Source organism: Bradyrhizobium sp. BRP23, assembly GCF_020194135.1.
GTDB lineage: Bacteria > Pseudomonadota > Alphaproteobacteria > Rhizobiales > Xanthobacteraceae > Bradyrhizobium > Bradyrhizobium yuanmingense.
This window is the reverse complement of the sequence record NZ_JADYVW010000010.1, coordinates 23376-49316: the sequence shown is the minus strand read 5'-3', so window position 1 is coordinate 49316 and position 25941 is coordinate 23376. Positions and strand designations below refer to the sequence as shown.

Genomic DNA, 25941 nt, shown 5'->3' with positions numbered 1-25941 from the left:
GCGTCAGGCCGTGAAGATCGGCGCCGGCTCGGTCTCGTCCGGCAGCGCGAATTCGTCGACCAGACGGCCAAGCCGCAGCGAGACCTCGAGGTTGGCGCGAACGGCAGGCCGCCAGGCCTCCTCGATCGGCAGCGCCAGCGCCTTCGATACGGCGTCGATATAGTCGTCCAGGGGTTCGGCCATCACGCTCTCAAGCAATCAGTGCAGTCTTAGTGTGTCGGCAACGGCGGATGCGGGATCGCCGTCAGCAGCTCCTTGGTGTAGTCGTCCTTGGGATCGCCGAGAACCTGCTCGGAAGAGCCCTCCTCGACGATCCGTCCGGTCCGCATCACAATGACACGATCGCACAACAAGCGCACCACGTTCAAATCATGCGAGACGAACAGATAACTCATACCTAGCCGCGCCTTGAGGTCCTGCAGCAGGTTGAGGACGACAGCCTGCACGGAGACGTCCAGCGCCGCGGTCGGCTCGTCCAGGATGACGAGCTTGGGATGCAGCGCGATCGCCCGGGCGATACCGACGCGGGCCTTCTGGCCGCCGGACAATTGGTGCGGGAAGCGGTCGAGCAGATTGTGCGGCAGGCCGACCATGGTGGCGAGTTCCTCGCAGCGGGCGCGTAGCGCGTCGCGGCCCTTGATATCGCCAAGCTGCATGATCGGGTCGGCGATCGCGCGCGCGGCGGTGAAGCGCGGGTTGAGGCTGTCGGTCGGGTCCTGGAACACCATCTGGATGCGGCTACGCTGCGGCAGCCGGGCGAAGGCGGCAGGCTGAATGCCGCCGATGTCCTCGCCGTCGAACTGGATCAGGCCGGAGGTCTGGTCGAGCAGACGCATCACCATCATCGACGTGGTCGATTTGCCGCAGCCGGATTCGCCGACCAGACCGACGCTCTCGCCATGACCGATCGCAAAGGAGATGCCGTCGACGGCGCGGAACACGTCCGGCTCGACCGGCGGCTTGCGGCCGAACAGCTTGCCGAGCACGGCGGTCGCGCCCTGGCGGGGATATTCCTTGACGAGCTTGTCGACGAGGAGAAGGGGCTTTGCACTCTCGTCACCCCCGGGCTTGACCCGGGGGTCCATCGAGGGAGAGGCGTCTTTCGAAGTGTGATGGATGGCCGGGTCAGGCGCGGCCTTGACGGGTGGGGATTGCGACGCTCCGGCCTCTTCCTCCGGCAGCAGATCGCGCAAGCTCACCCCGAGCCGCGGCGTCGCGCGCATCAGTTTTTTGGTGTAGGGGTGCTGCGGGTTCGCGAAGATATCCGCCGCCGTGGCGGTCTCGACGACTCGGCCCTTCTCCATGACGACGACGCGGTCGCAATAGGCGGCAGCGAGGCCAAGATCGTGCGTGATCAGGATGGTCGACATCGCGCGGCGTTTCGTCAGCTCGACGATCAGGTCCATCACCGCCTTCTGCGTGGTGACGTCCAATCCCGTCGTCGGCTCGTCGGCGATGAGGAGCTGGGGATTGCAGGCGAGCGCGAGCGCGATGACGACGCGCTGGCACATGCCGCCCGACAGCTCGAACGGATAGGCGTGGTAGCGCTCGCGCGGCCGGGCGATCTTGACCTGCTCGAGCGCCTCGATCGCCTTCTCGCCGTGATCTGCGACCTGGGCCTGCTGCACATGGGTGCGCAGCACGTCCTCGATCTGATCGCCCACTTTCCGGATCGGGTTCAGCGCGGCGCGCGGGTTCTGGAAGATCATCGAGACTTCGCGGCCGCGCAGATCGCGCATCTGGTCTTCGGTGGCGGCCTTGACGTCGATGCCGGAGAACATCACCGAGCCCTCGGCGATCTTGCCGGCGCGGTCGAGAATGCGCATCACCGCGTAGGAGGTCACCGACTTGCCGGAGCCGGACTCGCCGACGATGGCGAGCGTCTCGCCCTTCGCGACGGAGATGTTGACGTGCTGCACCGCCTTGACGATGCCGCGGCGGGTGGTGAATTCGACCGTGAGGTCCTGAACGTCGAGCAGCGGCTGGGAAGTCATGGACGGCTCCCGTCACTCGAACACTCGAAAACAACCCCATGCACAGTAGAGCGGCGACTGAAATCATTGGAGAATTTCGGACGCACGGCTGCCATCACGTCCTCCGCTGGGGATCGACGATGTCGCGCAGGCCGTCGCCGAGGAGATTGAAGCAGAACACCGCGATCATCAGCGCAAGGCCGGGGAACAGCGCGATCCACCATTCGCCTGACACCATGAAGCCCGCGCCTTCGGCGACCATGATGCCCCATTCGGCGGTCGGCGGGCGGACGCCGAGGCCGATGAAGGACAGGCCGGCCGCGTTGAGGATGGCGTAGCCCATGGTCAGCGACATCTGCACGATCATGATCGGCATGATGTTCGGCAGGATGTGCACCAGCAGGATGCGGAATTCGCCGTTGCCAGAGAGACGTGCGGCCTGCACGAAGCCGGCATTGCGGCGGACATTGGCCTCGGCGCGCGCGACGCGGGCATAGAGCGGGAAGTTGACGATCGCGGTGGCCAGGATGATGTTCTGCACGGTGTTGCCGAGCGCGGCGACGATGCCCATCGCCAGCACGAACAGCGGAAAGGCCATGATGGTGTCGGCGATGCGGCCGACGACGCGATCGGTCCAGCCGCCGAAATAGCCGGCCGCAATGCCGGCAAGGCCGCCCATCAAGAACACCAGCGTAACTGACGCAATCGCGATGAAGAAGTCGAGGCGCGTGGCGACGATGACGCGGCTGAAGATGTCGCGGCCCAGCTGGTCGGTGCCGAACCAATGCGCCGCCGACGGCGGCTTCAACGCAGCCGCGGTGTCCGAAGCGAGCGGATCGTACGGCACCACGTAAGGGCCGAACAGCGCAGCGAACACGATGATCAGGAGCAGCGCAAAGGCAAAGCCCGTGACCTTGTTCTCGCTGAGGACGTAACGGGTCTGCTCAAGCACCGCGACGAGGCCTGACGTGCGGGCGGGGCCGACAGGTTCAACAGCAGGCGCAACGGAGCTCATAGCCTAGCCCTCCAACCGCACGCGCGGGTCGATCACGCCGTACAAAATGTCGATGATCAGATTGAGCAGCACGTACATCACCGCCATGGTCAGCACGAAACCCTGCACCGGCGCGAAGTCGGAGGAGATCAGCGCTTCCACCGCGTAGGAGCCGATGCCCGGCCATGCGAACACTTTCTCGACCAGCACGTTGGCCCCCAGCAGGAACGAGAACACCATGCTGAGCGTGGTGATGACCGGCAGCATCGCGTTGCGGAACGCGTAGGTGACGATCACGGTTGCCGGCGACAGGCCGCTGGCGCGCGCGGTGCGGACGAATTCGGATGCGAGCACCGCGAGCATCGACGCGCGCGTCATGCGCGCGATCGGCGCCAGCGAGAAGATTGCGAGCGTCGTTGCGGGAAGAATGAGCTGGCTCAGCGCCGAGCGGAACGCCTCGAGATCGCGCGCGATCAGGGTGTCGATCAGATAGAAGCCTGTCACCGTCGGCGGCGCGCTGTAGAACACGTCGAGACGGCCGAGCGGCGCCGGCGACCAGCCGAGCCGGAAATAGAAGACATAGACCAGCACGAGGCCGGTGAAGAACACCGGCAGCGACACGCCGGCCGTGGTCGTGATCCGACAGAGATGGTCGATCCATGATCCCGGCCGCGTTGCCGCGAGCACGCCGAGCGGAATGGCGATCGCAACGGACACGAAGAGGCCGAGCAGCGTCAGCTCGGCCGAGGCCGGCAGTCGGTTGCGGATCTCGGTGGCGACCGGCTGGCCCGTCGTCAGCGAGTTGCCGAAATCGCCATGCGCGAGATCGTTGGCATAGCGGAAGAACTGTTCGACCAGCGGCTTGTCCAAGCCGAGCTTCTTGCGGATCTGCTCGACGGCTTCCTTGGTCGCGGCGGGGCCGGCGAAGTAAGCCGCGGGATCGCCCGGCAGCGCGCGCGTCAGCAGGAAGGTGACGATGACGACGCCGATCAGCGAGGGAATCGCGAACATCAGGCGCTTGCCGATCATGGTCAGCATAGCAACCTCCTTCCGCATTCCGATTGGGAACAAGCTCGCACGGCTTGCGCCGCTGCGCCCCCTCTCCCCTTGTGGGAGAGGGTTGGGGTGAGGGGTAGCGACAAGCGAGATCGGAGTTCGTGGCTACCCCTCACCCGTCTCGCCGCTACGCGGCGAGCCACCCTCTCCCACAAGGGGAGAGGGAATGAGAGAGGCGTGCGCACCTCACTCATGACCCCTTACCCCTTCGCCATCGCGCGATAATCCAGCCGCCGGTGGAACCAGTACTGGTAGCCGCTGACGTTCTTCTGCATCGCGACGTTGACGAAGGGCTGGTAGAGCGGGATGCGCGGGACGTCGGCGAAGGCGAGATCGACGAAACCCTTCACGTCGGCATCGTAAGCGGCCTTGTCGCCGGTGGCGGCCGCCGTGCGCGCACCGTCGATGAACTTGTCCATCGCCGCCGACTTGTAGCTCATGGTGTTGAAGACGGAATTGTTGCCGTGATAGCACCAGTAGAAGAAGTACTCGGGGTAATCGAGCCAGCCCGAGAAGACGTTGGTGAAGAGCGGCATCTCCTTCTTGTTGAGCTCGGTGCGCCAGTTGGCGCCGGGCACCTTGTTGATGGTGGTCTTGATGCCGAGCTGGGCGAGGCTCTCCTGCACGAGGACGCAGAGCGGCTCGTTGACGCCGGCGAAGTTGAGATCGAACGAGATCGTGGTCTCGAAGCCGTTGGCGTAACCGGCTTCAGCCAGCAGGGCCTTCGCCTTCTCCATGTCGGTGTTGTACTTGTGCGGCTGCGGCCAGGCGACTTCGGTGGCCTTGTCCTTTGCGCCGAACATGGGATTGCCGAGACCGAACAGCACGGCGTCCATGATCTTCTGGTACGGCAACGCATAGGCGATGGCCTGCCGCACTTTCGGATTGTCGAACGGCGGCTTGGTGACGTTCATGCCGATATACTGGATGCCGTTGGAGAACGGCAGCGACACCACGTTGAGCTTGCCGTTCGCCTTCATCTCCTGGAAATCCTTGAACGGCAGCTCATAGGAGATGTCGGCATCGCCGCGCTCGAGCAGCGCACGGCGGTTGCCGGCCTGCGGCACCATGCGCCAAATCACGCGCTTGATCTTGGGAAGCGGACCGCCGACCCAATCCTCATTGCGCTCCATGATCACTTCGGTGCCGGCGGTCCACTTCGTGACCTTGTAGGCGCCGGAGCCCGCCGTCTGCTGCTTGGTGTATTCGAGGCCCCAGGGATCCTTCTCGCTGGCGTGCTTCTTCACCAGCTCGGAATTGACGATGCAGGGCACGATCACGGCTAGATCGGGGATCGTCAGCTTGTCCTTCTTCAGGAAGTCGACGCGCACAGTGTGATCGTCGACCACGACGAATTGCTCGGCCTTGGTGAGCGAACCCGCGCTCATCTGGAAGGTCGGGAAGCCGCCGACGCTGACGGCGCGGTCGAGCGACCATTTCACGTCTTTCGCGGTAACAGGCGCGCCGTCGTGGAATTTGGCGTTCTTCTTCAGCTTGAAGGTGACCGACATGTCGTCGATCTTCATGTCGTCGGCGAGCTCGCCCTTGAACTTGTCACGGTCGTAATAGGGCACGCCGCCAGGACCGCTCTTCATCTCGTGGCTGATCAGGCGGTCGTAGCAATTCCAGGAGACTTCATAGCCGGGCACGTTGGTGCCGATGCCATGGATGTCGAGATTGTTGGGGCCGCCTTCCGAGACGATCAGCAAGGTCTCCGAGCGGGCATCGGCCTTGGCCGAGGAGATCACGGACGGCATGGCCGGGAGCGCCGCGCCAGCGGCCAACCCGGAAACGGATTTGAGGAAATCGCGGCGCTTCATGAAATCGCTCCAACACAAAGTTTTTGGCTGGAACTGGATTCGCAAGGTTTGTGCCAAGGCTTAACGGAAGACTAAAGTCCATCTAAGTCACTGATATCACAAGTTATTCCTGTTCTCAGCACTCTGCACCGCAACGCGCAATTGCATACAAAGACGCACAATTGCGTAAAACTTAGGCTGATCGACTTTGAGGGATCATTATGGAGGCAGCCGCCGGCGCTCGCCCCGGCCCCAGAGTCATTCCGGGGCGATGCGCAGCATCGAACCCGGAATCCATCGGGCGGCAGAACGCGCGGCACAATGGATTCCGGGCTCGCCGCTGCGCGGAGCCCCGGAATGACGGAGGGGGCACTCAGTTGGGCCAGATCAACTCCTGCAGCTCAACCAGATCATCCGCCCGCTCCTGCCAGCCCTCGATGCAGATGTGGCTGTTCAGGTCGCTGGCGCGGTGCAGCAGCATCAGGGCCATCAGGCGGCGCTTGAGGGTAAAATCCAGTGTCGTATAGCCAAAGCCTTCGAGCAGGCTCTTCACTCTGCCCGGACGGCCCGCCGCCATGAAGGCGCTGGGGCCGAGCAGATCGTAATCGCGCCACCCCGTGAGCACGTCGCCGAAATCGAACAGGCCGCCGAGCGACCATTGGCCGTCGTCACAGGCGAGCACAAAGTTCTCGGGGATGTATTCACCGATCAGGATCACCGGCGGCGCGTCCATCGGGATCAGCTTTGCGGCATCGCGCAGGAAGTCGTCGAGGCCCTCGAGGAATTTTGGTGCGAGGCCGAGACGCTCGTGCCGCGCGCGGCAAGCCTGCATCTGCCGGCGCAAGAACGCGTCCCAGCGCGGCTCGATATGCGCGAGCGGTCCAAGCGGCGCGCGCTGCACGCTCGCAATGGTCTCGCCGATCTGGCGCAGCAGCCGCTCCTTCTGCGGCTCCGGCAGTGATGGCCAGACCTCCGAACCCAGCGTGCCGGCAAGGCGCGTGATGACGAGATAGGGCCAGCCGTCGCGCATCCCCTCCGCGACGATCTCGGGGATCGGCAGGTGCAGACGGCCTTTGAGCTGCGCCAGCGACGCGCGCTCCGAGACGAATTGCGCTGCGAGCAGCGGCGGAAAGATCTTCAGGATCAGCGTCTCGCCGAGGCCGACCACGAGATTGGTGCCGGTCGCAAACACATGCGGCGAGCCGGCATCGAGGCCATGGCTACGTGCGATGTCGAGGGCGATCGGCAGCCATTGTGAGGAATCGGAGCGAAAGGCGCGGAAGCTTGCGGCGTCGGCGAGGTGAGGCAGCTGTTGCGACTGCGTGATTGTCATCTGCACTCGCGTATCGAATGCAGGGGCAACTTTGGTTGACTCGGTGCGAGCCAAGGAGACGGTGCACCTCTCCCGCTTGCGGGGGAGGTCGGCGCGAAGCGCCGGGTGGGGGCTCTCTCCACGTGGGGACACTCTCCGCAGACTTCAGACAATCCCAACGTGGAGAGAACCCTCTCCCCAACCCTCCCCCGCAAGCGGGGGAGGGAGCGCACCTCGTTCGCAGCGGCGGCGAGACCTAATCGCAACACACCCTACCGCTCGGGACTGGCGCGCTCGAACTGGCGCAAGAGCTTGTTGCCGCGCTCGACGGCGGAATCGAGCGCTGATTGCGCGCTCTTGTGGCCGGCGAAGGCCTGCTCGAGCTCGTCCTCGATCACGCCGCGGATCAGGACGAAGGAGCCGAGCCGGATGCCCTTGGAGTTCTCGGTCGGCGGATTGAGCGTGATCTGCTCGAACGAGATCGCCGAGCCCGGATTGCGCTCATAGAAGCCTTGCGAGCGCGTCAGCTCGAAGGCTGCGCGGGTCACGGGGAGATAGCCGGTGTTCTGGTGCCAGGCGGCCTGCACGCCGGGCTGGGACAGATAGGCGAAGAAGCGCGCCACGCCCTTGTATTCCTCGCGCGGACGGTCGCGCAGCACCCACAGCGTGGCGCCGCCGATGATCGAGTTCTGCGGCGCGCCCTTCACGTCGGGCCAATAGGGCATCATGCCGTAGCCGATCTCGAACTTCGAATTGGCCTTGATGTCGGCGCGCGTCGCCGAGGAGCCGATGAAGATGCCGCACTCGCCCTTCTGGAAGCGCGGCTCGGCCGACTGCCCACGGCCGCTATAATCGAACAGCCTGGTCTTCTGCCACTCGCTGAGCGCCGCGACGTGATGCACCAGCCTCGGATTGTTGATGGTCAATTCCGCATCCAGCCCGGCGAAGCCGTTCGCCCGGCTCGCGACCGCGAGGTTGTGGAAGGCGGCGAAATTCTCGACATGGATCCAGGACGGCCAGGACGTGGTGAAGCCGCAAGCAGCGCCGCGGTCGCGCAGGCGCTTGGCGGCCGCTCCCAGTTCCGGCCAGGTCTTCGGCGGCGCCTCCGGATCGAGGCCGGCGTCGCGGAACATGGTCTTGTTGTAGTACAGGATCGGCGTCGAGGAATTGAACGGAAAGGACAACAGATTGCCGGCCGCATCGGTGTAATAGCCGGAGACCGCGGGCAGGTAATCACTGAGCGAGAACGGCTCGCCCTGGTCCCGCATCAGGCTGAACACCGGATAGATCGCGCCCTTGGCCGCGGTCATGGTGGCGGTGGCGACCTCGTTGACCTGGACGATGGCGGGCTGGGTGCGCGAGCGGAAGGCGAAGATCGCGGCCGTCACCGTCTCGGTGTAATTGCCCTTGTAGACGGGCACGATGCGGTAATCGGATTGCGAGGCGTTGAAGTCGGCGGCGAGCTTTTCCAGCTGCCGCCCGAGCTCGCCGGACATGGCGTGCCACCAGGCGATCTCGGTGGCGGCCCGCGCAGGGGCGGCCAATGCGAGGGCCGCAAAGGCGGCAACGAGCTGCAAAAGGCGCAAGGCTGACATCAGGATGGCTCTTCCCAGGCCGCGGCGACGACGAGGCGGCTGTCCTGCTTAAGGCCCGGCATTGGTCGTTTCAACCGGGAATGAACGCCGGCCGCGCCGCACAATCAGCCCGCTGGCCGGGGGCGGGATGGGACTTCCTCTTAACATCTGCTGCAGCCCCGTTCCAATCGGAATGGGTTCTAAATTATTAATTTGACGGGTTTTCTTTACGCGAACCGGTATCTACTTCGCTTGAAAACGCTTTAGATTGCATTGAACCTTTTCCTTCCGCCATAGACTCCACCACTGAGGGGTTGAGTGTGCCAGTGTTGAGCCGTGCCGAACTCTCGCGGACCGGGGTGGTCTTCGTCGCGCTTCTGCTTGCCGCAGTCTCGTCGAGCATGCGCGCGACGAGTGCGGTTGCGCGCGAATTTCGCGCCGCCGACACCCAGGCCGAGGACTACCCGACCGTCCAGGCGCTGCGCTACATGGGCGCCCTGATCGCCGAGCGCACCAAGGGCCGCCACGAGATCAAGGTGTTCCACTCCCGCCAGCTCGGGGAGGAAAAGGAGACGATCGAGCAGACCCGGGCCGGTGCGATCGACCTCAACCGGACCAATGTCGCCCTGATCGGCAATTTCGTCCCGGCGATGAACGTGCTGGCGATGCCGTTCCTGTTCCGGTCCATCGAGCACATGCAGAAGGTGCTGGACGGAGCTGTCGGCAGCGAGATCCTCGGTAGCTTCGAGCCCTACGGCTTCGTCGGGCTCGCCTTCTACGATTCGGGTGCGCGCTCGATCTATAACGGGGTCCGCCCGGTGAAGACCATCGCGGACCTCAAGGGATTGCGGATCCGCGTGCAGCAGTCGGAGTTGATGAGCCAGATGATGCGCGCGCTCGGCGCCGAACCGGTCGAGCTGCCCTACGGGCAGGTGCTCACCGGGCTTGCCAACCATCTGATCGACGGCGCCGAAAACAACTGGCCATCCTTCGTGACCACGAACCATTACAAGCATGCCGGCCATTACACGCTGACCGAGCACACGATGAGCCCGGAGGTGCTGGTGATCTCTCTGAAGGCCTGGAACAGCCTGTCGGCGGAGGAGCAGACGATCTTTAAGGAGGCCGCGCAGCGCTCCAGCCGGTTCATGCGCGAGAAGTGGCGCGACCTCGAGGAACAGTCGCAGCGCAAGGCGCAGGAAGCCGGCGTCACCATCATCAGGGACATCGACCGCAAGCCGTTCGAGGACGCCATGGCCGCAATCTACGCCAAGGCCGCGCGCGACCCCGCGGCGGCCGCGCTGATCGAACGGATTCGCAAGGTGGAGTGAGGCCTGTTGGCTGCGCTTGGACATAGCGATCACGCGGACAAGCCACCCGGCCCGATCGGGCAGCTGCGCGCGCGCATCGTCGGCCTCTTACGGGCGGTGCCGATCCGCTGGCGCATCCTGTCGATCGCCGCGCTGAACTCCGCCGTGGTCGTGGTGCTGGTGGCGATGATCTGGAACGGCGCCAAGGTGCTCGGCTCGGCCTGGGACGATGTGCGCCAGGTGCGCGAGTCCGACCGGATCCTGGCGCTGCTCGAAAGCGAGACCGGGCGGCTGCAGAACCTGATCCACCGCTACATCAACCAGCCGAGTCCGGACCTGTTCGCCGAGATCCTGTTGCTGCGCGAGGCGGTGCTGGGCACGCTGACCAATCGCGCCGCCAAGGACCCGATGCTATCAGGGTCGGTCGAGGAGCTGGAGCGCACCACCGACCGTTTCCTCAACGGCTTCGGCGAGCTGCGCAGCGTGCAGTCCACCATCGCCAAGACCTATGAGGAGCAGGTGCAGGGCCCAGCCAGGGACATGGCGGGCCTCTACTCCATCATCGAGGGTGCCACTGGCCATCGCGACGCGCTGATCTGGCCCTCGCTCGGCAAATCCCGCGAAGCCTTCACCGCGATGCTGGTCGCGGCCAATTCTTACTATCTATCGCAGTCGTCGGGCGCCGCCGACGACGCGCGCCGCCATACCGAGACGATCGAGAGGACCATCCCGGTCATGATCGATCTCGCCGACAACGACCTGCAGAAGATGGCCTTGCGGCGGCTCGCGGCCCGCACCGCCGCACTTCGCGAGGGCTTTGCAAAACTCTCCGAGCAGCTTGCGAGCCGCACCGAGCTGCTCCGCAATACCATCGACGCCAGCCAGGCCGAGGCGATCGGCGCCATCGACGACCTCTCGACCAAGATGCGCCAGCGCGAGCAGAAGGCGCAGGAGGTGTTCGACCGCACGCTGGCGGATATCTCACGCCGGGTGCTGTCGATCGCGGTGATCTTCCTCGGCATCATCCTCACCGCGGGCGTCCTGATCGCGCTGTCGATCCGCCTGCCGCTGCAGCAGATCATGACCGCGATGCGCGCGATCACGCTCGGCGACCTCGACCGCGAGGTGCAGGGCACGAAAGCGCGCGACGAGGTCGGGGCCATGGCACGCGCGGTCGAGGTATTCCGCGAGAACGCGATCGCCAAGCGCCGGACCGAGGACGAGCTGCGCGCGTCCAAGGAGAAGGCCGAGAGCGCCCTGCTCGAGCTCAACACCGCGCAGCAGAACCTGATCGACGCCGAGCGGCTGGCCGCGCTCGGCGGCCTCGTTGCCGGCGTTGCGCACGAGGTCAACAACCCGATCGGCATCAGCCTGACGGTGGCTTCGAGCTTTGCCCGGCGCACCGAGATTTTCGAAGCCCAGCTCAAGGGCGAGGGCGGCCTGCGCCGCTCGCAGCTGGAGGAATTCGTGCAGTCCTCGCGCGACGCCTCGCAGCAGCTCGTCGCCAATCTGACCCGCGCCGGCGAGCTGATCCAGTCGTTCAAGCAGGTCGCGGTCGACCGCTCCCATGCCGAGCGGCGGCAGTTCTCGCTCAGCGAAGCTACCGACCAGATCATCGCCAGCCTCAAGCCGGTGCTGAAGCGCTCGCCGATCACGCTGGAGGTCGATGTCCCCGAGGGGCTGCTGCTCGACGGCTATCCCGGCTCCTACGGCCAGATCCTGACCAACCTCTTCCTCAACGCCGCCAACCACGCCTTCGCCGACGGCCGCGCCGGCCGGATCGCGATCTCGGCGCGGCCGCGCGGCACCGAGGACATCGAGATCAGCTTCTCCGACGACGGGGCCGGCATGACCCCGGACGTGCAGCGCCAGGCCTTTGACCCTTTCTTTACCACCCGGCGCAATGAAGGCGGCACGGGACTTGGCCTTCATATCGTCTATAACCTCGTCACCCAGCAGCTCGGCGGCCGGATGATGCTGGAATCCAAGCTGGGACAAGGCACTACTTTTCGCATTATCATGCCCCGCGTCGCCAAGGGCGGCGCGCAAAGCACAGAAAGTGACGGATCTTCGCAATGGCCGAACAGGACGATGTCCTCCACCTGATCGACGACACCGGTACCGCGTCGGAGGACAGCAACGCCCGGAAATGGAAGATCGCCGTCATCGATGACGATCCCGCCGTGCATGACGGCACGCGTTTCGCGCTATCGGACTACAGCCTGAACGGCCAGAGCCTGGAGATCCTGTCGGCCTATTCCGCGGCCGAAGGGCGCAAGCTGATGGCCGAGCACCGCGACGTCGCCGCCGTGCTGCTCGACGTCATCATGGAGACCGACGTCGCCGGCCTCGAGCTGGTCGAGTTCATCCGCAACGAGATCCGGAACGAGACCGTGCGCATCATCCTGCGCACCGGCCAGCCCGGCCAGGCGCCGGAGCGGCGCGTCATCGTGCAGTACGACATCAACGACTACAAGGCCAAGACCGAGCTCACCGCCGACAAGCTGTTCACCTCGCTGACCGCGGCGCTGCGCTCCTACCAGCAGCTCGAGCGCATGGTGCAGACGCGGCGCGGGCTGGAGATCATCATCGATGCGGCCTCGACGCTGTACGACTTCAAGTCGATGCAGCGGCTCGCCGAGGGCGTCCTGACCCAGCTCGCTTCGCTGCTCAACGTCGATTGCGCCGGCATCCTGGTGCTGCGCGACAATGGCGGCATCGATCCCGAGCTCTCGGTGCTCGCCGGCAGCGGCTGCTACAGCCGCTTCATCGGCACCACCTCGTCGAAGGCGCTCGACCCCGAGCTGCGCGAGATGGTGGAGGCCGCGTTCCAGCGCCGCAAGAACGAGTTCGCCGACCATCGCAGCGTGATCTATTTGCGCACCGGATCGGGCCGCGAGGTCGTGGTGCTCCTCCAGGCCGAGCGCGAGCTGTCGGAGACCGACCGTTCGCTGGTCGAGATCTTCTCCTCCAGGCTCTCGATCGCCTTCGACAACGTCATCCTCTACCAGCAGCTGCAGGACGCCAATACCCAGCTGGAGGACCGCGTCGCCCAGCGCACCCGCGCCCTGATGCAGGCCAACCGCCGCCTCTCGGCGCAATGGCTGCGGTTGCAGCGCGCCAACGGCTTCAAGAACGAGATTCTCGGCACCGTCGCGCACGACCTGAAGAACCCGCTCGGCGTCATTCTCGGCCGCACCGAGATGCTCAAGGAGCTGATCTCGACCGGCGCCTCGGAAAGCGGGGTCGTCGCCCAGGTCGACCACATCCGCGACGCCACCAAACGCCTGACCACGATGGTCGATCATTTGATCTCGGACGCGATGGCCGATGCCTTCGACATCACCATCCGCCGCGAGCCGGTCGACGTCGCCGCCCTGGTCAAGGAAGTCGCCGAGGCCAACCAGCCGCTCGCGGTCAACAAGCAGCAGGCGATCAGCGTCACCGCGCCGCCCAACATCGTCACCATGTGCGACACCGACCGCATCCGCGAGGCGATCGACAATCTCATCAGCAACGCCATCAAATACTCGCCGATCGGCGGCAAGATCGACGTCACCGTGGTCCACGAGGGCAGCGACACCATCGTCAGCGTCAGCGACGAGGGCGCCGGCCTGTCGCCGGAGGATCTCGGCCGCCTGTTCGGCCGGTTCCAGCGGCTGTCGGCCAAGCCGACTGCCGGGGAGAGCTCGACGGGACTTGGGCTCTCCATCGTCAAGCGTATCATCGACATGCACGGCGGCGAGGTGACCGCCGAGAGCGAGGGCCCCGGCAAGGGCTCGACCTTCACCATCACCCTCCCTGCGACTGAAGCGCCGTGATGTCAAAGCCCGTGATGCAAAGCCCATGATGCAAAGCCCATGACCCAAAGCCAGCACATCATGATCGTCGACGATGAGGCTCCGGCCCGGGAGATGGTCGGCGATTACCTCAAGATGCACGGCTTCACCGTGACGCTGTGCGACGGCGGCAAGTCCTTGCGCGCCGCGATCCAGGGCAGCATGCCTGATCTCGTCGTGCTCGACCTCAACATGCCCGAGGAAGACGGGCTCTCGATCATCCGCGACCTCAAGAGCCGCATCAACGTGCCCGTCATCATGCTGACGGCGACCGCGAGCCCGATCGACCGCGTCGTCGGCCTCGAGCTCGGCGCGGACGATTACGTGGCAAAGCCCTGCGAGCTGCGCGAGCTGATGGCGCGCATCCGCTCGGTGCTGCGGCGGAGCGGGCCGGCCAAGGCGGCAGAGGCGCCAGCGGCGAAGTCGGACAAGGAGCAGCTGGTGCGCTTCGGCACCAAATGGCTCGACCTCGAAGCGCAGGCCTTGCGCGACGACGAGGGCAACGAGCATCCGCTGACCGCGTCCGAGTTCGGGCTGCTCAAGGTGTTCGCGGCCAATCCGAAGCGCGTGCTGTCGCGCGAGCGCCTGCTCGAGCTTGCCAACGCTCGCGACGCCGAAGCCTTCGACCGCGCGGTCGATCTGCGCATCATGCGCATCCGCCGCAAGATCGAGCCCGACCCGGCCAAGCCTGCCGTAATCCGCACCATCCGCGGCGGCGGCTACCTGTTCTCGCCGCAGGGCGAGAAGGCGTAGGGCGAGCGGCACAACCCGCTCTGCCGTAGCCCGGATGGAGCACAGCGCAATCCGGGGGTGCTGTAGCCGCGGATGGAGTTGCCCCGGATTTCGCTGCGCTTCATCCGGGCTACGAGATTATCGCCCCCGGGACGACAGCGGTAGGTGCGGCGCGACCAAACGCAATCCTCCTAAATTCGTTCCGCGGCGCGCCCGTCCGGCCCCGAATCCCCCACCCCCGTATTTTCCGTACGTTGAAATCACAAGGTTTTTTGCCCCGAATGTTTCGTCGCACCCTGTCCGGCGAAACAATTTGACGGCGCACGAAACCATTTTCCGCTTTTCGTGCAGACGTCCCGAAACGTTGGCTCATTAACACTTTGACCCAAGGAAACGCCGCTCGGTTGCGGCGCTACGGGGAGCCAAGTCCATGCCGAACGTCATTGCCATCAACGCCCAAGCCAGCCAGAGCATCATTGCCGCTCAGGCGACCTCGGACGACATGCTCCTCGCAAGCATTGCCGACGGCAACCGGACGGCCATGCACATCCTTTACTGCCGGCACAATGTACGGGTGTACCGATTCATCCTGCGCATCGTGCGCGACGCCACCACGGCGGAAGACCTGGTCAGCCAGGTGTTTCTGGACGTGTGGCGGACCGCCGGCCAATTCCAGGGCCGCTCGCAGGTGTCCACCTGGCTGCTCTCGATCGCCCGCTTCAAGGCGCTGACCGCGATGCGCCAGCGCCGCTTTGAGGACATCGATCAGGAGGACGTGCGTCAGATCCCTGATGGTTGCGACACGCCGGAGACCTCGCTCGACCGCAGCGACACCAGCGCCATCCTGCGCGCCTGCGTGCAGAAGCTGTCGCCGGCGCACCGCGAGATCATCAACCTCGTCTACTACCACGAGAAGTCGGTGGAGGAGGTCGGCCAGATCATCGGCATCCCCCAGAGCACGGTGAAGACGCGGATGTTCTATGCCCGCAAGCAACTCGCCGATTTGCTTAAGGGCGCCGGCGTCGACCGTTTCGCCGCTTAACAATAATATTTTCAAGGGGATAGGACCTCCGTTTTGGCCCTCTCCCCGGACACGGAAGCGTTACCACTGACGAAACAATTGAAACAAACGACAACATCAGGCGGAAAAACTTCCCTTCTATAAAGCTCCCATACGGTTTCGTTAAACCTCCCAAGACCTCCAGCGACCCGGACGATGCCCCGTCCGGGTCGTTTTTATTTTGGGGTGGCGCGCAGCGCCGTCGTGTCGAACAGAATGCCTCAAAGCCCCGTCACGAAGCCGTGACGCGGCGTAACGACCGCCCCACCGCACGCGAACAGCCCTCGTGACCTCCCTCACGAGTGCCTCATGCTCGACCTGCTCTTTGCTCTCCTCGCCGGCATCCTCACCATCGCCGCGCCCTGCACGCTGCCAATGTTGCCGATCCTGCTCGGCGCCTCGATCGGGCGCGCGGGGCATCTGCGACCCGCGATGATCGCGCTCGGCTTCGTCTTTTCCTTCTCGATGGTCGCGCTGGCGCTCGGCGCGATCACGCGGGCCTTCGATTTCGATCCGAACGTGCTGCGCGAAGCGGCAGCGGTCCTGCTGCTCGGCTTCGGCCTGTTGATGCTGTGGCCGGCGCCGTTCGAATGGCTGTCGATCCGGATCAACGGCTGGCTCGATCTCGGCAACATCGGCGCTACGCAGCGCGACGGCGCGCTCGGTGGGCTGATCCTCGGCACCACCTTGGGACTGGTCTGGACGCCCTGCGCAGGGCCCGTGCTCGGCTCGATCCTGACGCTGGTGGCGACGTCGAAGAACGTTGCCTGGGCCGGCACGCTGCTGGTCGCCTATGCCATTGGCGCTGCGATCCCGATGCTTGGAATAGCCTATGGCGGACAGGCCGCGACCACGCGCGTACGCAGCCTGGCCCGGATCTCACCGCGGCTGCAGCAGGGCTTTGGCGTCGTCGTGATCGGCTTCGCGGTCGCCGCCTATTTTCAATACGACACGCTGATTGTGGCGTGGCTCACCGGCTTCTACCCCACCGGCCAGATCGGCCTGTGATCCCACCTCATCTTCACCGGAGGACGCTTTCCATGACTCTCAAGCTGCTCGCAATGTCTGCTGCACTGATCGGCATCGCAGTGACCGGCGCCGTCATCCCCGGCATCTGCGACGAGGCCGCACGCGCCGCGCCTGTCGTCACCGCCGCCGCGAACCAGCAGGCCGCGCCCGACTTCACCGGCATCACCAACTGGTTCAACTCGAAGCCGCTTCATATCGCCGATCTCCGCGGCAAGGTCGTGCTGGTCAATTTCTGGACCTATGGCTGTGTCAACTGCGTCAACACGCTGCCGCATGTCACCGGCCTCTACGCCAAGTACCGGGATCGAGGCCTCGTCGTGGTCGGCGTGCACACGCCGGAATTCCCGTTCGAGCGCTCGGCCGCCAACGTGCAGGCCGCGCTGAAGCGCCATGGCATCACCTATCCGGTGGCGCAGGACAATGAGTCCAAGACTTGGAACGCCTATCGCAATCAATACTGGCCGGCGCAATACATCGTCGACCAGAGCGGCAAGATCGTGTTCCAGCATGCCGGCGAAGGCAGCTATGACGAGATCGATCGCACGGTGGCCAAGCTGCTGAACGCGAGCAGCTGACGCCGCACGGTCATCGCGCGGCGGGCTTCAATTGTCGCCCTTGTTGCTTGACTCCACGGAGCCGTCCGTGGAGTTTCGCAATCGACGCAATCAGCCGCCCGCAATGGACGCGACCACCAGCACCGACATCCGCCTTCGTGAAGGCTCCTCGATCGCGCAGCGGCTGGTCGTGGCCGGCTCTGCGGCTGCCGTTGCGCTCTGCTTCACGCCGGGACTGTTCACGCAGGACCTCCTGGAAATCACGATATCGACGGTGGCGCTGCTGGTGGGAGCCGGATTCGTCGTCGGCATCATGATGGCGCCGGCGGTGGTGTGGATCATCACGCCGGACGAGATCCTGATCGGGCGGCAGCGGCCGTTCGGAAAGCTCCGGACGCGCCTCGTCGGCAAGGACGAGATCACGGCGCTACAGGTCCCCGGCAGCAAGCGGGTGAAGGCCCGCTTCCAGCTCGTCTTCACCCTGGCCTCGGGCGAGCGGCTGACCTCGCCGCCGATTTCCGACGTCACCCATGTCCGCGACACCGTGGCGTGGATCGCGGCGCATTTTGACGTTCCCAATGTCGAGGCGCCGAGCAACCCGCTCGATGCCAGCAATCCGGAGATGCATCTCGGCGAGCCTCTCGAGGCGTTTCCTGCACGGGAGATCCGCATCGTCGCACTGATCGCGGTGGCTTTGTCCGCAGCCCCCTATGCCTACAAGCTGTGGCGCGGCCTTTCCCCCAGCCATGTCGATATCCTGCTGCTGCCGCTGGGTGCGATCGCGGCATTCACCATCTATCGCTATGCCAACCTTGCGACCGGCGCGTTCTGGGTCATTCGACCGAACGATATTCGCGTCGAGCGCCTGTGGGGCGACGGCAGCCTGCGCGCCGACCAAATCACCGGACCCGACGTCAAGTCGATCACGGTCGAGCGCCGCGGCCGCTCCGAGGACGAGCATTGCATCGTGGTGATCCGGCTGCATTCGGGGCGGCGGTTTCGCAGCCCCCGCATCGGCTCGCGCGTCGAGGCCCGCGCCGTCGCGGCGGAGATCGTGCGGCGGCTCGGGATCCCGGCGGAGAGCAACAAGATCTGAACGGGCGCAAATTGCCGACCTCGATCTCACCGCGCAGTCGGTCTGAGCCTCTCCCGCTTGCGGGAGAGGTCGCCGCGTAGCGGCGGGTGAGGGTTCTATCCTCTGGGGGAGTGTCCCATTGCGGAAGCACCCTCTCCCCAACCCTCCCCCGCGAGCGGGGGAGGGAGCGGACCACCACTGCGGTACCACCTATGCTTTTCGCGCCATCCCCTGTTCGTGGCATTGCGCCGGGCCCGTCAAAAAACCAAGCATTCTCGTGACATGCCAGGACGGCGCGCCATCAACTTGCCATGAACTTGCCCCTCAGGTTTGATGGTTCCGAATGATTTGCGCTGTGGCAGCGGGGAGAGCTTGAAATGACGAATTTTCGTCGCCTGACCGGGATTTTCGTGGCTGCGATGGGACTGGTGCTGTCCACGCCCCACGCCTTCGCCCAGCAGCCGGACCGCGGCGACGAGCCGGGCCTGATCGCCGATGACGGATACCAGCTCGAGCCGGAATGGCAGAAGCAGGTGGTCTACTTCCGCACCACCGAGCCGCCGGGCACCATCATCGTCTCGACCGCCGAACGTCACCTCTATCTGGTGCAGCCCGGCGGGCGCGCCATCCGCTATGGCATCGGCGTCGGCCGCGACGGTTTCCAGTGGCAGGGGCTGGTGACCATCACCAACAAGAAGGAGTGGCCGGACTGGACGCCGCCGCCGGAGATGATCCAGCGCCAGCCCTATCTGCCGCGCTTCATGGCCGGCGGACCCGGCAATCCGCTGGGCGCCCGCGCCATGTATCTCGGCACCACCGTCTACCGCATCCACGGCACCAACCGACCCGACACGATCGGCACCAAGGTGTCCTCGGGCTGCTTCCGCCTGGTCAACGCCGACGTCGCCGACCTCTACGATCGCGTCCCTGTCGGCACCAAGGTGGTCATCCGGCAGAAGCCCGAGCTCTAAGGTTCATGATCCCGGCATGATTGCTTCGGACGGCCGCAGCGTGCCTTGCGCCAACGCGGTCGTCCGGATCCGGATCATGCACTCCGTCCTCGCCTGATTCCTTTTCCCGATTTTTCGAGAGAGCAACATGATGCGCACTTTTCGTGGCGGCCTGCTGATCGGGGTCGCCATCGCCGTGCTGGTCGCCATCGGCGCGATCATTTACGAGTTTTACGACACCCGCACCCTGAGGCGCACGGTTCGCCGCGGCGAGGTGCTGTGCGGCGTCAACAAGGGCCTCCCGGGCTTCTCGATCCCCGACGACAAGGGCAACTGGACCGGCTTCGACGTCGATTTCTGCCGCGCGGTGGCCGCTGCGATCTTCAACGACCCCGGCAAGGCGAAGTTCGTTCCGCTCGATGCCAACGAGCGTTTCAAGGAGCTGCAGAGCCGCAAGGTGGACATCCTCTCGCGCAACACGACCTGGAGCATGGCGCGCGAGCTCGACTACGATTTGTATTTCCCGGCCGTGGCCTATTACGACGGCGTCGGCTTCATGGTGCCGCGCACGCGCAACAAGGAGACCTCGCTCGACCTGGCAGACAGCAAGGTCTGCGTGCAGAACGGAACCACGACGACACTCAACGTCGCCGATTACTTCCGCATCAACAACATGAAGTATGAAGAGGTGAAGTTCGATAACCTCAACGACGTGGTGAAGGCGTACGACACCGGCAAGTGCGACACGTTCTCCGCCGACGTTTCTCAGCTCTATGCTCTCAGGCTGAACCTGACGAAGCCCGGCGACCACATGATCCTGCCGGACATGATCTCCAAGGAGCCGCTCGCCCCCGTGGTGCGCCAGCGCGACGACGACTGGATGATGATCGTGAAGTGGACGCTTTACGCGATGATCAACGCCGAGGAGCTCGGCGTGACCTCGGAGAACATCGACGAGGCCTTGAAGTCGAAGAAGCCGGAGGTGATGCGCCTCGTCGGCACCGAAGGCCGCTACGGCGAGCAGCTCGGCCTCACCAAGGACTGGGCCGCGCGCATCATCCGCCACGTCGGCAATTACGGCGAGATGTACGATCGCAACATCGGCGAGAAGTCGAAGCTGAAGATCCCGCGCGGCATGAACCAGCTGTGGAACGCAGGCGGTGTGCAGTACGCACCGCCGATGCGGTAAGGGGTGTCTCCGGCGAACGTCGTAGGGTGGGTTAGCCTTGCAATTGCACTAAGCGCAATTGCTCGGCGTAACCCACCATGCTTCCGCGTTTGCCGGACGAAGATGGTGGGTTACGCACTGCAGATGCGCTTCGCGCTTCTGCAGTGCTAACCCACCCTACGAGAGCATCTCAATACCCCCGCGCGCGCGCCAGCTGCTCGGTGTGGTAGTTCGCATCGCCGAACAGCTCCTCGCAGACGCGGGCGCGCTTCATGAAGAAGCCGATGTCGAACTGGTCGGTCACGCCCATGCCGCCGTGCATCTGCACGCCTTCCTGCACCGCGCGCGTGGCGGTGGTGCCGGCGCGCGCCTTGGCGACGGCGACGGCGGGTGCGGCCTTGGCAAGGTCGGCATCGAGCGCCTGCAGCGCCTTCATGGTGGCGGCACGGGTGATCTCGATGTCGATATAGAGCTCGGCGGCGCGATGCTGCAGCGCCTGGAATTCGCCGATCAGCTTGCCGAACTGCTTGCGGCTCTTCAGATACTCGACGGTGCGGCCAAACACCTCGTCGCTGAGGCCGACCATTTCGGCGGCGACGGCGCCGCGGCCGATGTCGAGCACGCCATCGAGCAGGCCGGCCGCCTGGTCGACCTCGCCGAGCACGCTGTCGGCGGTGACCTCGATATTGGCGAATTCAATCCGCGCCGCATTGTGCGCATCGACCATGATGGTGCGCTCGATCGCAACGCCCTTGGCCTTGGGGTTGACCAGGAACAGCGTCAGGCCCTCGCGTTCGCCGGCAGAGCCCGCGGTGCGCGCGGCGACGATGAGGAGATCGGCGACATGACCGTCGATCACCAGCGCCTTGGCACCGGAGAGCTTGAAGCCGTTGCCGGCGCGCGCGGCCTTGAGGCTGATCTGCAGCGGGCGATGCTTGGCGCCCTCGTCGATCGCGAGCGTCGCGAGCAGCGAGCCGTTCGCGATCTTCGACAGATATTCCGATTTCTGCGCGACATTGCCGGCGCGGGTCAGCACTGATGCCGCCACCACTGACGTCGCGAGGAAGGGCGATGGCATCAAGGTGCGGCCGATCTCCTCCATGACAATTCCGGCTTCGACGTAGCCGAGACCGCTGCCGCCGAACTCTTCCGGCACGAGCAAGCCGGCAAACCCCATCTCAGCGAAGGAATGCCAGAGCTGCTTGGAGAAACCGGTGGGGTCCTTGCTGTCGCGCAAGTGGCGCAGGTGCGACACCGGCGCCTTGTCGCTGATCAGCCCGCGCGCGGAGTCGCGGAGCATGGATTGTTCTTCGGTGAGGACGAGGGCCATGTGCTTGTTTCCGATTCGAAATTTATGTTGTCTCGTCATTCCGGGATGCGCCGCAGGCGCAGGCCCGGAATCCATCGGGCGGCAGAGGGGGAGGATGAATGGATTCCGGGCTCGCGACTTCGTCGCGCCCCGGAATGACGGAAACCTCACGCCCCCGGCAGATCTAGGATGCGCTTGGCGACGATGCCGAGCATGACCTCGGACGTGCCGCCCTCGATCGAGTTGGCCTTGGTGCGCAGCCAGGCGCGCGGGCGCGCGCCCTGCCTGGAGCGCTCACTCTCCCATTCCAGCGCATCGACGCCGCCCGCCGACATCAGGATCTCGTGGCGGCGCTTGTTGAGCTCGGTGCCGTAATATTTCATCGCCGAGGAGAACGCCGGATGCGCCTGCCCGGCCTTGGCGAGATCGACCGCGCGCTCGGCGCAGGCCGCCAGCGCGGCTTCATCGACGTCGAAGGTCGCGATTCTACCGCGCAGCATGGCGTCGTCGAGCCTGCCCTGCCCATCGGTGCCGACGGAATCGGCCGCGATCTGGCCGAGCGGCCGGCCGACGCCGCGCTCGCCCATCCCCGAGATCATCGCGCGCTCGTGCTGGAGCAGATATTTCGCGACGTCCCAGCCGCGGTTGATGGTGCCGACGACATGCGACTTCGGCACGCGGACATTGTCGAAGAAGGTCTCGCAGAACGGCGAGTAGCCCGAGATCAGCAGGATCGGCTTGGTCGAGACGCCCTTGGAGGTCATGTCGAACAGGATGAAGCTGATGCCGTCATGCTTCTTCGCGGCCGGGTCGGTGCGGACCAGGCAGAAGATCCAGTCGGCGTAATTGGCGTAGGACGTCCATATCTTCTGGCCATTGATGATGAAGTCGTCGCCATCGCTCTCGGCGCGGGTCTGGAGCGAAGCGAGGTCGGAACCGGCGTTCGGCTCCGAATAGCCCTGGCACCAACGGATCTCGCCCGCGGCGATCTTCGGCAGATGCTCCTTCTTCTGGGCCTCGTTGCCGTATTTCAAGAGCGCCGGCCCGAGCATCCAGATGCCGAAGCTCGACAGCGGCGGCCGCGCGCCGATCCGCGCCATCTCCGCACGCAGCACCTTGTGCTCGGCAGCGCTTAAGCCGCCGCCGCCATACTCCTTCGGCCAGTCGGGCACGGTCCAGCCCTTGTCGCGCATGCGCTCGAACCAGATGCGCTGCGGCTCGGACGAGAATTTCGCGTTGCGTCCGCCCCAGAACACGTCGGCATCGGACGTTGCGGGCTTGCGCATCTCCGGCGGGCAATTGGCCTCCAGCCAGGCGCGGGTCTCGTTGCGGAATGTTTCGAGATCGGCGAATTCAGAATCGCTGGTTTTGAGATCGGTCATTGGTCGTTTCCATCACCCAACATTCGAATTGTTGACAGCGAGTCTGGGCCAAGCCCCCGCGGAATTCAACCACTTATCGGTTATAGTCATTGCTGCGGCGAGCCTTGAAAACAAAGAGGAAACGACAATGCGCCTAAAACTTCTTTCGCCTGGCGAAATGAACGAGAGCCAGCGGCAGACCTATGACGAGTCGATCGCCGGCAAGCGCGGCAAGCCGCCGCCTCCGATGATGGCTTGGCTCAATAGTCCCGAGATGGCCCGGCACGCCACGCGGCTCGGCGAGGTCATGCGCTTCGACACGATCTTCCCGGCCAAGCTGTCGGAGATCGCGATCCTGGTGACGGCGCGGCACTGGACCGCGCATTACGAATGGTACGCGCACAAGCGCCTCGCGCTCGACGGCGGCATGAAGGGCGAGATCATCGATGCGATCCGCGACCGCCGCACCCCCGATTTCGACGATCCCATGGGGAAGATGATCTACGATCTCGCGAAGTCGCTGCACGAGGGCCACGGCGTCGAGAAAGGTCTCTACGACGAAGCGGTCAAGCTGCTCGGCGAGCGCGGCGTCGTCGAGGTCATCGGGCTGTGCGGCTACTACACGCTGGTGTCGATGACGCTGAACACGTTCGAGTTCGGCCTGCCCGAGGGCGAGGTGTCGGAGCTGGCTTAGTTTCCCATTCAGAAACGATGGGTTTCGAGTTTGGCCGTAGCACTGGCTCGAAGCGGGGCTTACGTGCATGTTTTCGAGGGAGCATTCACATGTCGCAAAGCCCCACCATTCCTGCCGGCACCAGGATCGGCCACGTCCATCTCAAGGTCGCCGATCTCGATCGTGCGCTCGGCTTCTATTGCGGCGTGCTCGGCTTCGAGCTGATGCAGCGGATGGGCTCGGGGGCGGCCTTCATCGCGGCCGGCGGCTATCACCACCACATCGGGCTCAACACTTGGGAGAGCAAGGGCGGCTCACCGCCGCCGCCTGATGCGACCGGGCTCTATCACACCGCGATCCTGTTTCCGACGCGCCCTGCGCTGGCGGATGCGCTGCATCGGGTGCTCACGGCCGGGATTGCGCTCGATGGCGCCAGCGACCATGGCGTCAGCGAGGCGCTTTACCTGCGTGATCCCGACCAGAACGGCGTGGAGCTGTATTGGGACAAGCCGCGGGAGCAATGGCCGTTCGGGCCTGACGGGAAGCTCGCGATGTTCACCAAGCGGCTGGATGTCGAAGCGCTGTTGCGGCAGCGGGAGGGGTGATGCCTAGAGGTGGGCACGGCGCAACCAGCGCCGTTGCCCACCCCTGCATGCGCTGCGTGATCAGCGCCCTGCGTCCATATCCCCCGCCTCGCGCTGGCCGCTGAGCCAGAGCGCGAGCAGGGTCCAGAACGCGCCGGACAACAGATACGCACCCGAGGCGATGACGCCGAGATTGGTGGCGAGCAGCAGCGCGACCAGCGGGGCGAAGCCGGCGCCGAACAGCCAGGCCATGTCGGAGGTCAGCGCCGACGCCGTGTAGCGATAGGCCTGCCGGAAATTCGAGGCGATCGCGCCCGACGACTGGCCGAATGACAGGCCGAGCAGGATGAAGCCGATCACCATGTAGATGGTCTCGCCGAACGCGCCGGCGTCGAGCAGCTGCGGCGCGAAGCCGCTGTAGATCGCGATCGCGATCGCCGATCCCATCAGCAGCGACTTGCGGCCGACGCGGTCGGCAATGATGCCGGAGGCCACGATCGCGGCGACGCCGAACACGGCGGCGACGATCTCGATGATCAAAAAGCGCACCGGGCTTTCGTGGGTGAACAGGAACACCCAGGACAGCGGGAACACCGTGACCATGTGAAACAGCGCGAAGCTCGCCAGCGGCGCGAAGGCCCCTAGCATGATGGTCTGGCCTTCGCGCGCGACCGTCTCTGAGATCCGCGCCGGCTGGAGTTCACGGGTCTCGAACAGCGTGGCGTATTCTTCCGTCGTCACCATGCGCAGGCGCGCGAACAGCGCGACGACATTGATGGCGAAGGCGACGAAGAACGGATAGCGCCAGCCCCAGTCGAAGAAATCATCGGCCGAGAGGAGGCCGGCGAAATAGGCGAACAGCGCGCTCGCCACGATCAGCCCGAGCGGCGCGCCGAGCTGCGGCACCATCGCATACCAGCCGCGCTGGGAGGCCGGCGCATTCAGCGCCAGCAGCGAAGCCATGCCGTCCCAGGCGCCGCCCCAGGCCAGACCCTGCGCGATGCGCGCCAGCGCCAGCAGCCAGATCGCGGCGACGCCGATCTCCTGATATCCGGGCAGGAACGCGAGCGCGACGGTGGCGGTGCCGAGCAGGAATAGCGCCGAGATCAGCTTGGCCGTCTTGCCGTATTCCCGGTCGATCGTCATGAAAATGACGGTGCCGATCGGACGGGCCATGAAGGCCAGCGCGAAGACCATGAAGGAATAGAGGGTCCCGGTCAGCTCGCTCGCGAACGGAAAAACCAGACGCGGAAACACGATCACCGAGGCGATCGCGAAGACGAAGAAGTCGAAGAATTCCGAGGTACGGCCGATGATGACGCCGATGGCGATCTCGCCGGGACTGGCCTGGTCGTGGCCGTGCTCGCCCGTGTGGAGGTTTGCCATTGCGGGGGTCTGTGCCGTCGCCATTCGTGCGCCCTTAACGTCCTGAAAACCAAAGCCGACCGCCCGGCGGGGCCCAGGCAATCTGGCCCTATCTGGCCCAACCTCCCGCACTGCAACATTGGACAAATTGTCCAATGTCCCCATTGTTGCGCCGCAGCTACCCCTTGGCCCCCAAAGGAAACTCATTCTCATAAGGCTCGGCC

General features: G+C 64.9%; 22 protein-coding genes. 12 read left to right on the top strand and 10 right to left on the bottom strand.

Annotated elements, in window-relative coordinates:
• Positions 1-3: 3 nt before the first annotated feature.
• The 7 genes from I6F24_RS25520 to ugpB form a co-directional block, all read right to left on the bottom strand.
• The gene (locus tag I6F24_RS25520) at positions 4-183 is read right to left on the bottom strand and encodes a DUF4089 domain-containing protein (RefSeq protein WP_036001861.1); all 180 of its coding nucleotides are present in this window, start codon (positions 181-183) and stop codon (positions 4-6) included.
• Positions 184-209: 26 nt separating this feature from the next.
• Entirely contained in the window at positions 210-1994 is a 1785-nt protein-coding gene (locus tag I6F24_RS25515; RefSeq protein WP_225152041.1) for an ABC transporter ATP-binding protein, read from the bottom strand.
• Between the two features lie 94 nt (positions 1995-2088).
• Complete coding sequence (locus I6F24_RS25510) at positions 2089-2988, bottom strand: ABC transporter permease (RefSeq protein ID WP_225141179.1); 900 nt, start codon at positions 2986-2988, stop codon at positions 2089-2091.
• A gap of 3 nt (positions 2989-2991) precedes the next feature.
• Positions 2992-4005, bottom strand: coding sequence for an ABC transporter permease (locus tag I6F24_RS25505; protein WP_225152039.1), 1014 nt, complete (start codon positions 4003-4005; stop codon positions 2992-2994).
• Between the two features lie 218 nt (positions 4006-4223).
• Positions 4224-5843 (bottom strand): ABC transporter substrate-binding protein, encoded by a 1620-nt coding sequence (locus I6F24_RS25500; protein ID WP_225141183.1) that lies wholly within the window; start codon positions 5841-5843, stop codon positions 4224-4226.
• Positions 5844-6195: 352 nt separating this feature from the next.
• On the bottom strand, positions 6196-7155 hold the full coding sequence (locus I6F24_RS25495) for an aminoglycoside 3'-phosphotransferase/choline kinase family protein (protein ID WP_225141185.1): 960 nt from the start codon (positions 7153-7155) through the stop codon (positions 6196-6198).
• Positions 7156-7406: 251 nt separating this feature from the next.
• Complete coding sequence (gene ugpB / locus I6F24_RS25490; RefSeq protein WP_197424430.1) at positions 7407-8729, bottom strand: sn-glycerol-3-phosphate ABC transporter substrate-binding protein UgpB; 1323 nt, start codon at positions 8727-8729, stop codon at positions 7407-7409.
• 299 nt (positions 8730-9028) lie between these two features.
• On the opposite strand from ugpB, the gene I6F24_RS25485 reads away from it, so the two are divergent.
• The 10 genes from I6F24_RS25485 to I6F24_RS25440 all read left to right on the top strand — a co-directional run bounded on the left by I6F24_RS25485 (position 9029) and on the right by I6F24_RS25440 (position 20446).
• Positions 9029-10039, top strand: a complete 1011-nt coding sequence (locus I6F24_RS25485) for a TRAP transporter substrate-binding protein (protein ID WP_346656743.1) — start codon at positions 9029-9031, stop codon at positions 10037-10039.
• Between the two features lie 54 nt (positions 10040-10093).
• Positions 10094-12124 (top strand): ATP-binding protein, encoded by a 2031-nt coding sequence (locus I6F24_RS25480; protein WP_192893386.1) that lies wholly within the window; start codon positions 10094-10096, stop codon positions 12122-12124.
• A complete protein-coding gene (locus I6F24_RS25475; protein ID WP_074447643.1) occupies positions 12094-13839 on the top strand; it encodes a DUF3369 domain-containing protein in 1746 nt (581 codons plus the stop codon). The genes I6F24_RS25480 and I6F24_RS25475 overlap by 31 nt, the downstream gene beginning before the upstream one ends.
• 39 nt (positions 13840-13878) lie before the next feature.
• On the top strand, positions 13879-14610 hold the full coding sequence (locus I6F24_RS25470) for a response regulator (RefSeq protein WP_036001902.1): 732 nt from the start codon (positions 13879-13881) through the stop codon (positions 14608-14610).
• A 409-nt stretch (positions 14611-15019) separates the two neighbouring features.
• On the top strand, positions 15020-15631 hold the full coding sequence (locus tag I6F24_RS25465; protein ID WP_036020284.1) for a sigma-70 family RNA polymerase sigma factor: 612 nt from the start codon (positions 15020-15022) through the stop codon (positions 15629-15631).
• Between the two features lie 327 nt (positions 15632-15958).
• Positions 15959-16657: a cytochrome c biogenesis CcdA family protein gene (locus I6F24_RS25460; RefSeq protein ID WP_036020281.1), complete on the top strand. Its 699-nt coding sequence runs from the start codon at positions 15959-15961 to the stop codon at positions 16655-16657.
• A 32-nt stretch (positions 16658-16689) separates the two neighbouring features.
• Entirely contained in the window at positions 16690-17253 is a 564-nt protein-coding gene (locus I6F24_RS25455; protein WP_225152038.1) for a thioredoxin family protein, read from the top strand.
• A 103-nt stretch (positions 17254-17356) separates the two neighbouring features.
• Positions 17357-18328: a hypothetical protein gene (locus tag I6F24_RS25450; protein ID WP_225134401.1), complete on the top strand. Its 972-nt coding sequence runs from the start codon at positions 17357-17359 to the stop codon at positions 18326-18328.
• Between the two features lie 356 nt (positions 18329-18684).
• Complete coding sequence (locus tag I6F24_RS25445) at positions 18685-19278, top strand: L,D-transpeptidase (protein WP_036001920.1); 594 nt, start codon at positions 18685-18687, stop codon at positions 19276-19278.
• 130 nt (positions 19279-19408) lie between these two features.
• Positions 19409-20446, top strand: coding sequence for an amino acid ABC transporter substrate-binding protein (locus I6F24_RS25440; protein WP_036001959.1), 1038 nt, complete (start codon positions 19409-19411; stop codon positions 20444-20446).
• A gap of 169 nt (positions 20447-20615) precedes the next feature.
• Here I6F24_RS25440 and I6F24_RS25435 read toward each other — a convergent pair whose 3' ends face one another.
• Both I6F24_RS25435 and I6F24_RS25430 read right to left on the bottom strand, forming a co-directional pair.
• A complete protein-coding gene (locus I6F24_RS25435) occupies positions 20616-21755 on the bottom strand; it encodes an acyl-CoA dehydrogenase family protein (protein WP_225152037.1) in 1140 nt (379 codons plus the stop codon).
• Between the two features lie 146 nt (positions 21756-21901).
• A complete protein-coding gene (locus I6F24_RS25430) occupies positions 21902-23116 on the bottom strand; it encodes an acyl-CoA dehydrogenase family protein (RefSeq protein ID WP_225128424.1) in 1215 nt (404 codons plus the stop codon).
• Positions 23117-23243: 127 nt separating this feature from the next.
• Between I6F24_RS25430 and I6F24_RS25425 the strand changes: the two genes are divergently transcribed.
• Both I6F24_RS25425 and I6F24_RS25420 read left to right on the top strand, forming a co-directional pair.
• On the top strand, positions 23244-23789 hold the full coding sequence (locus I6F24_RS25425; protein ID WP_225152036.1) for a carboxymuconolactone decarboxylase family protein: 546 nt from the start codon (positions 23244-23246) through the stop codon (positions 23787-23789).
• Positions 23790-23878: 89 nt separating this feature from the next.
• Positions 23879-24373 carry a VOC family protein gene (locus I6F24_RS25420; RefSeq protein ID WP_109142145.1) on the top strand — a complete coding sequence of 165 codons (495 nt, stop codon included), beginning with the start codon at positions 23879-23881 and terminating at the stop codon, positions 24371-24373.
• 60 nt (positions 24374-24433) lie between these two features.
• Here I6F24_RS25420 and I6F24_RS25415 read toward each other — a convergent pair whose 3' ends face one another.
• Positions 24434-25762, bottom strand: a complete 1329-nt coding sequence (locus I6F24_RS25415; protein WP_225114900.1) for an MFS transporter — start codon at positions 25760-25762, stop codon at positions 24434-24436.
• Positions 25763-25941: the final 179 nt, after the last annotated feature.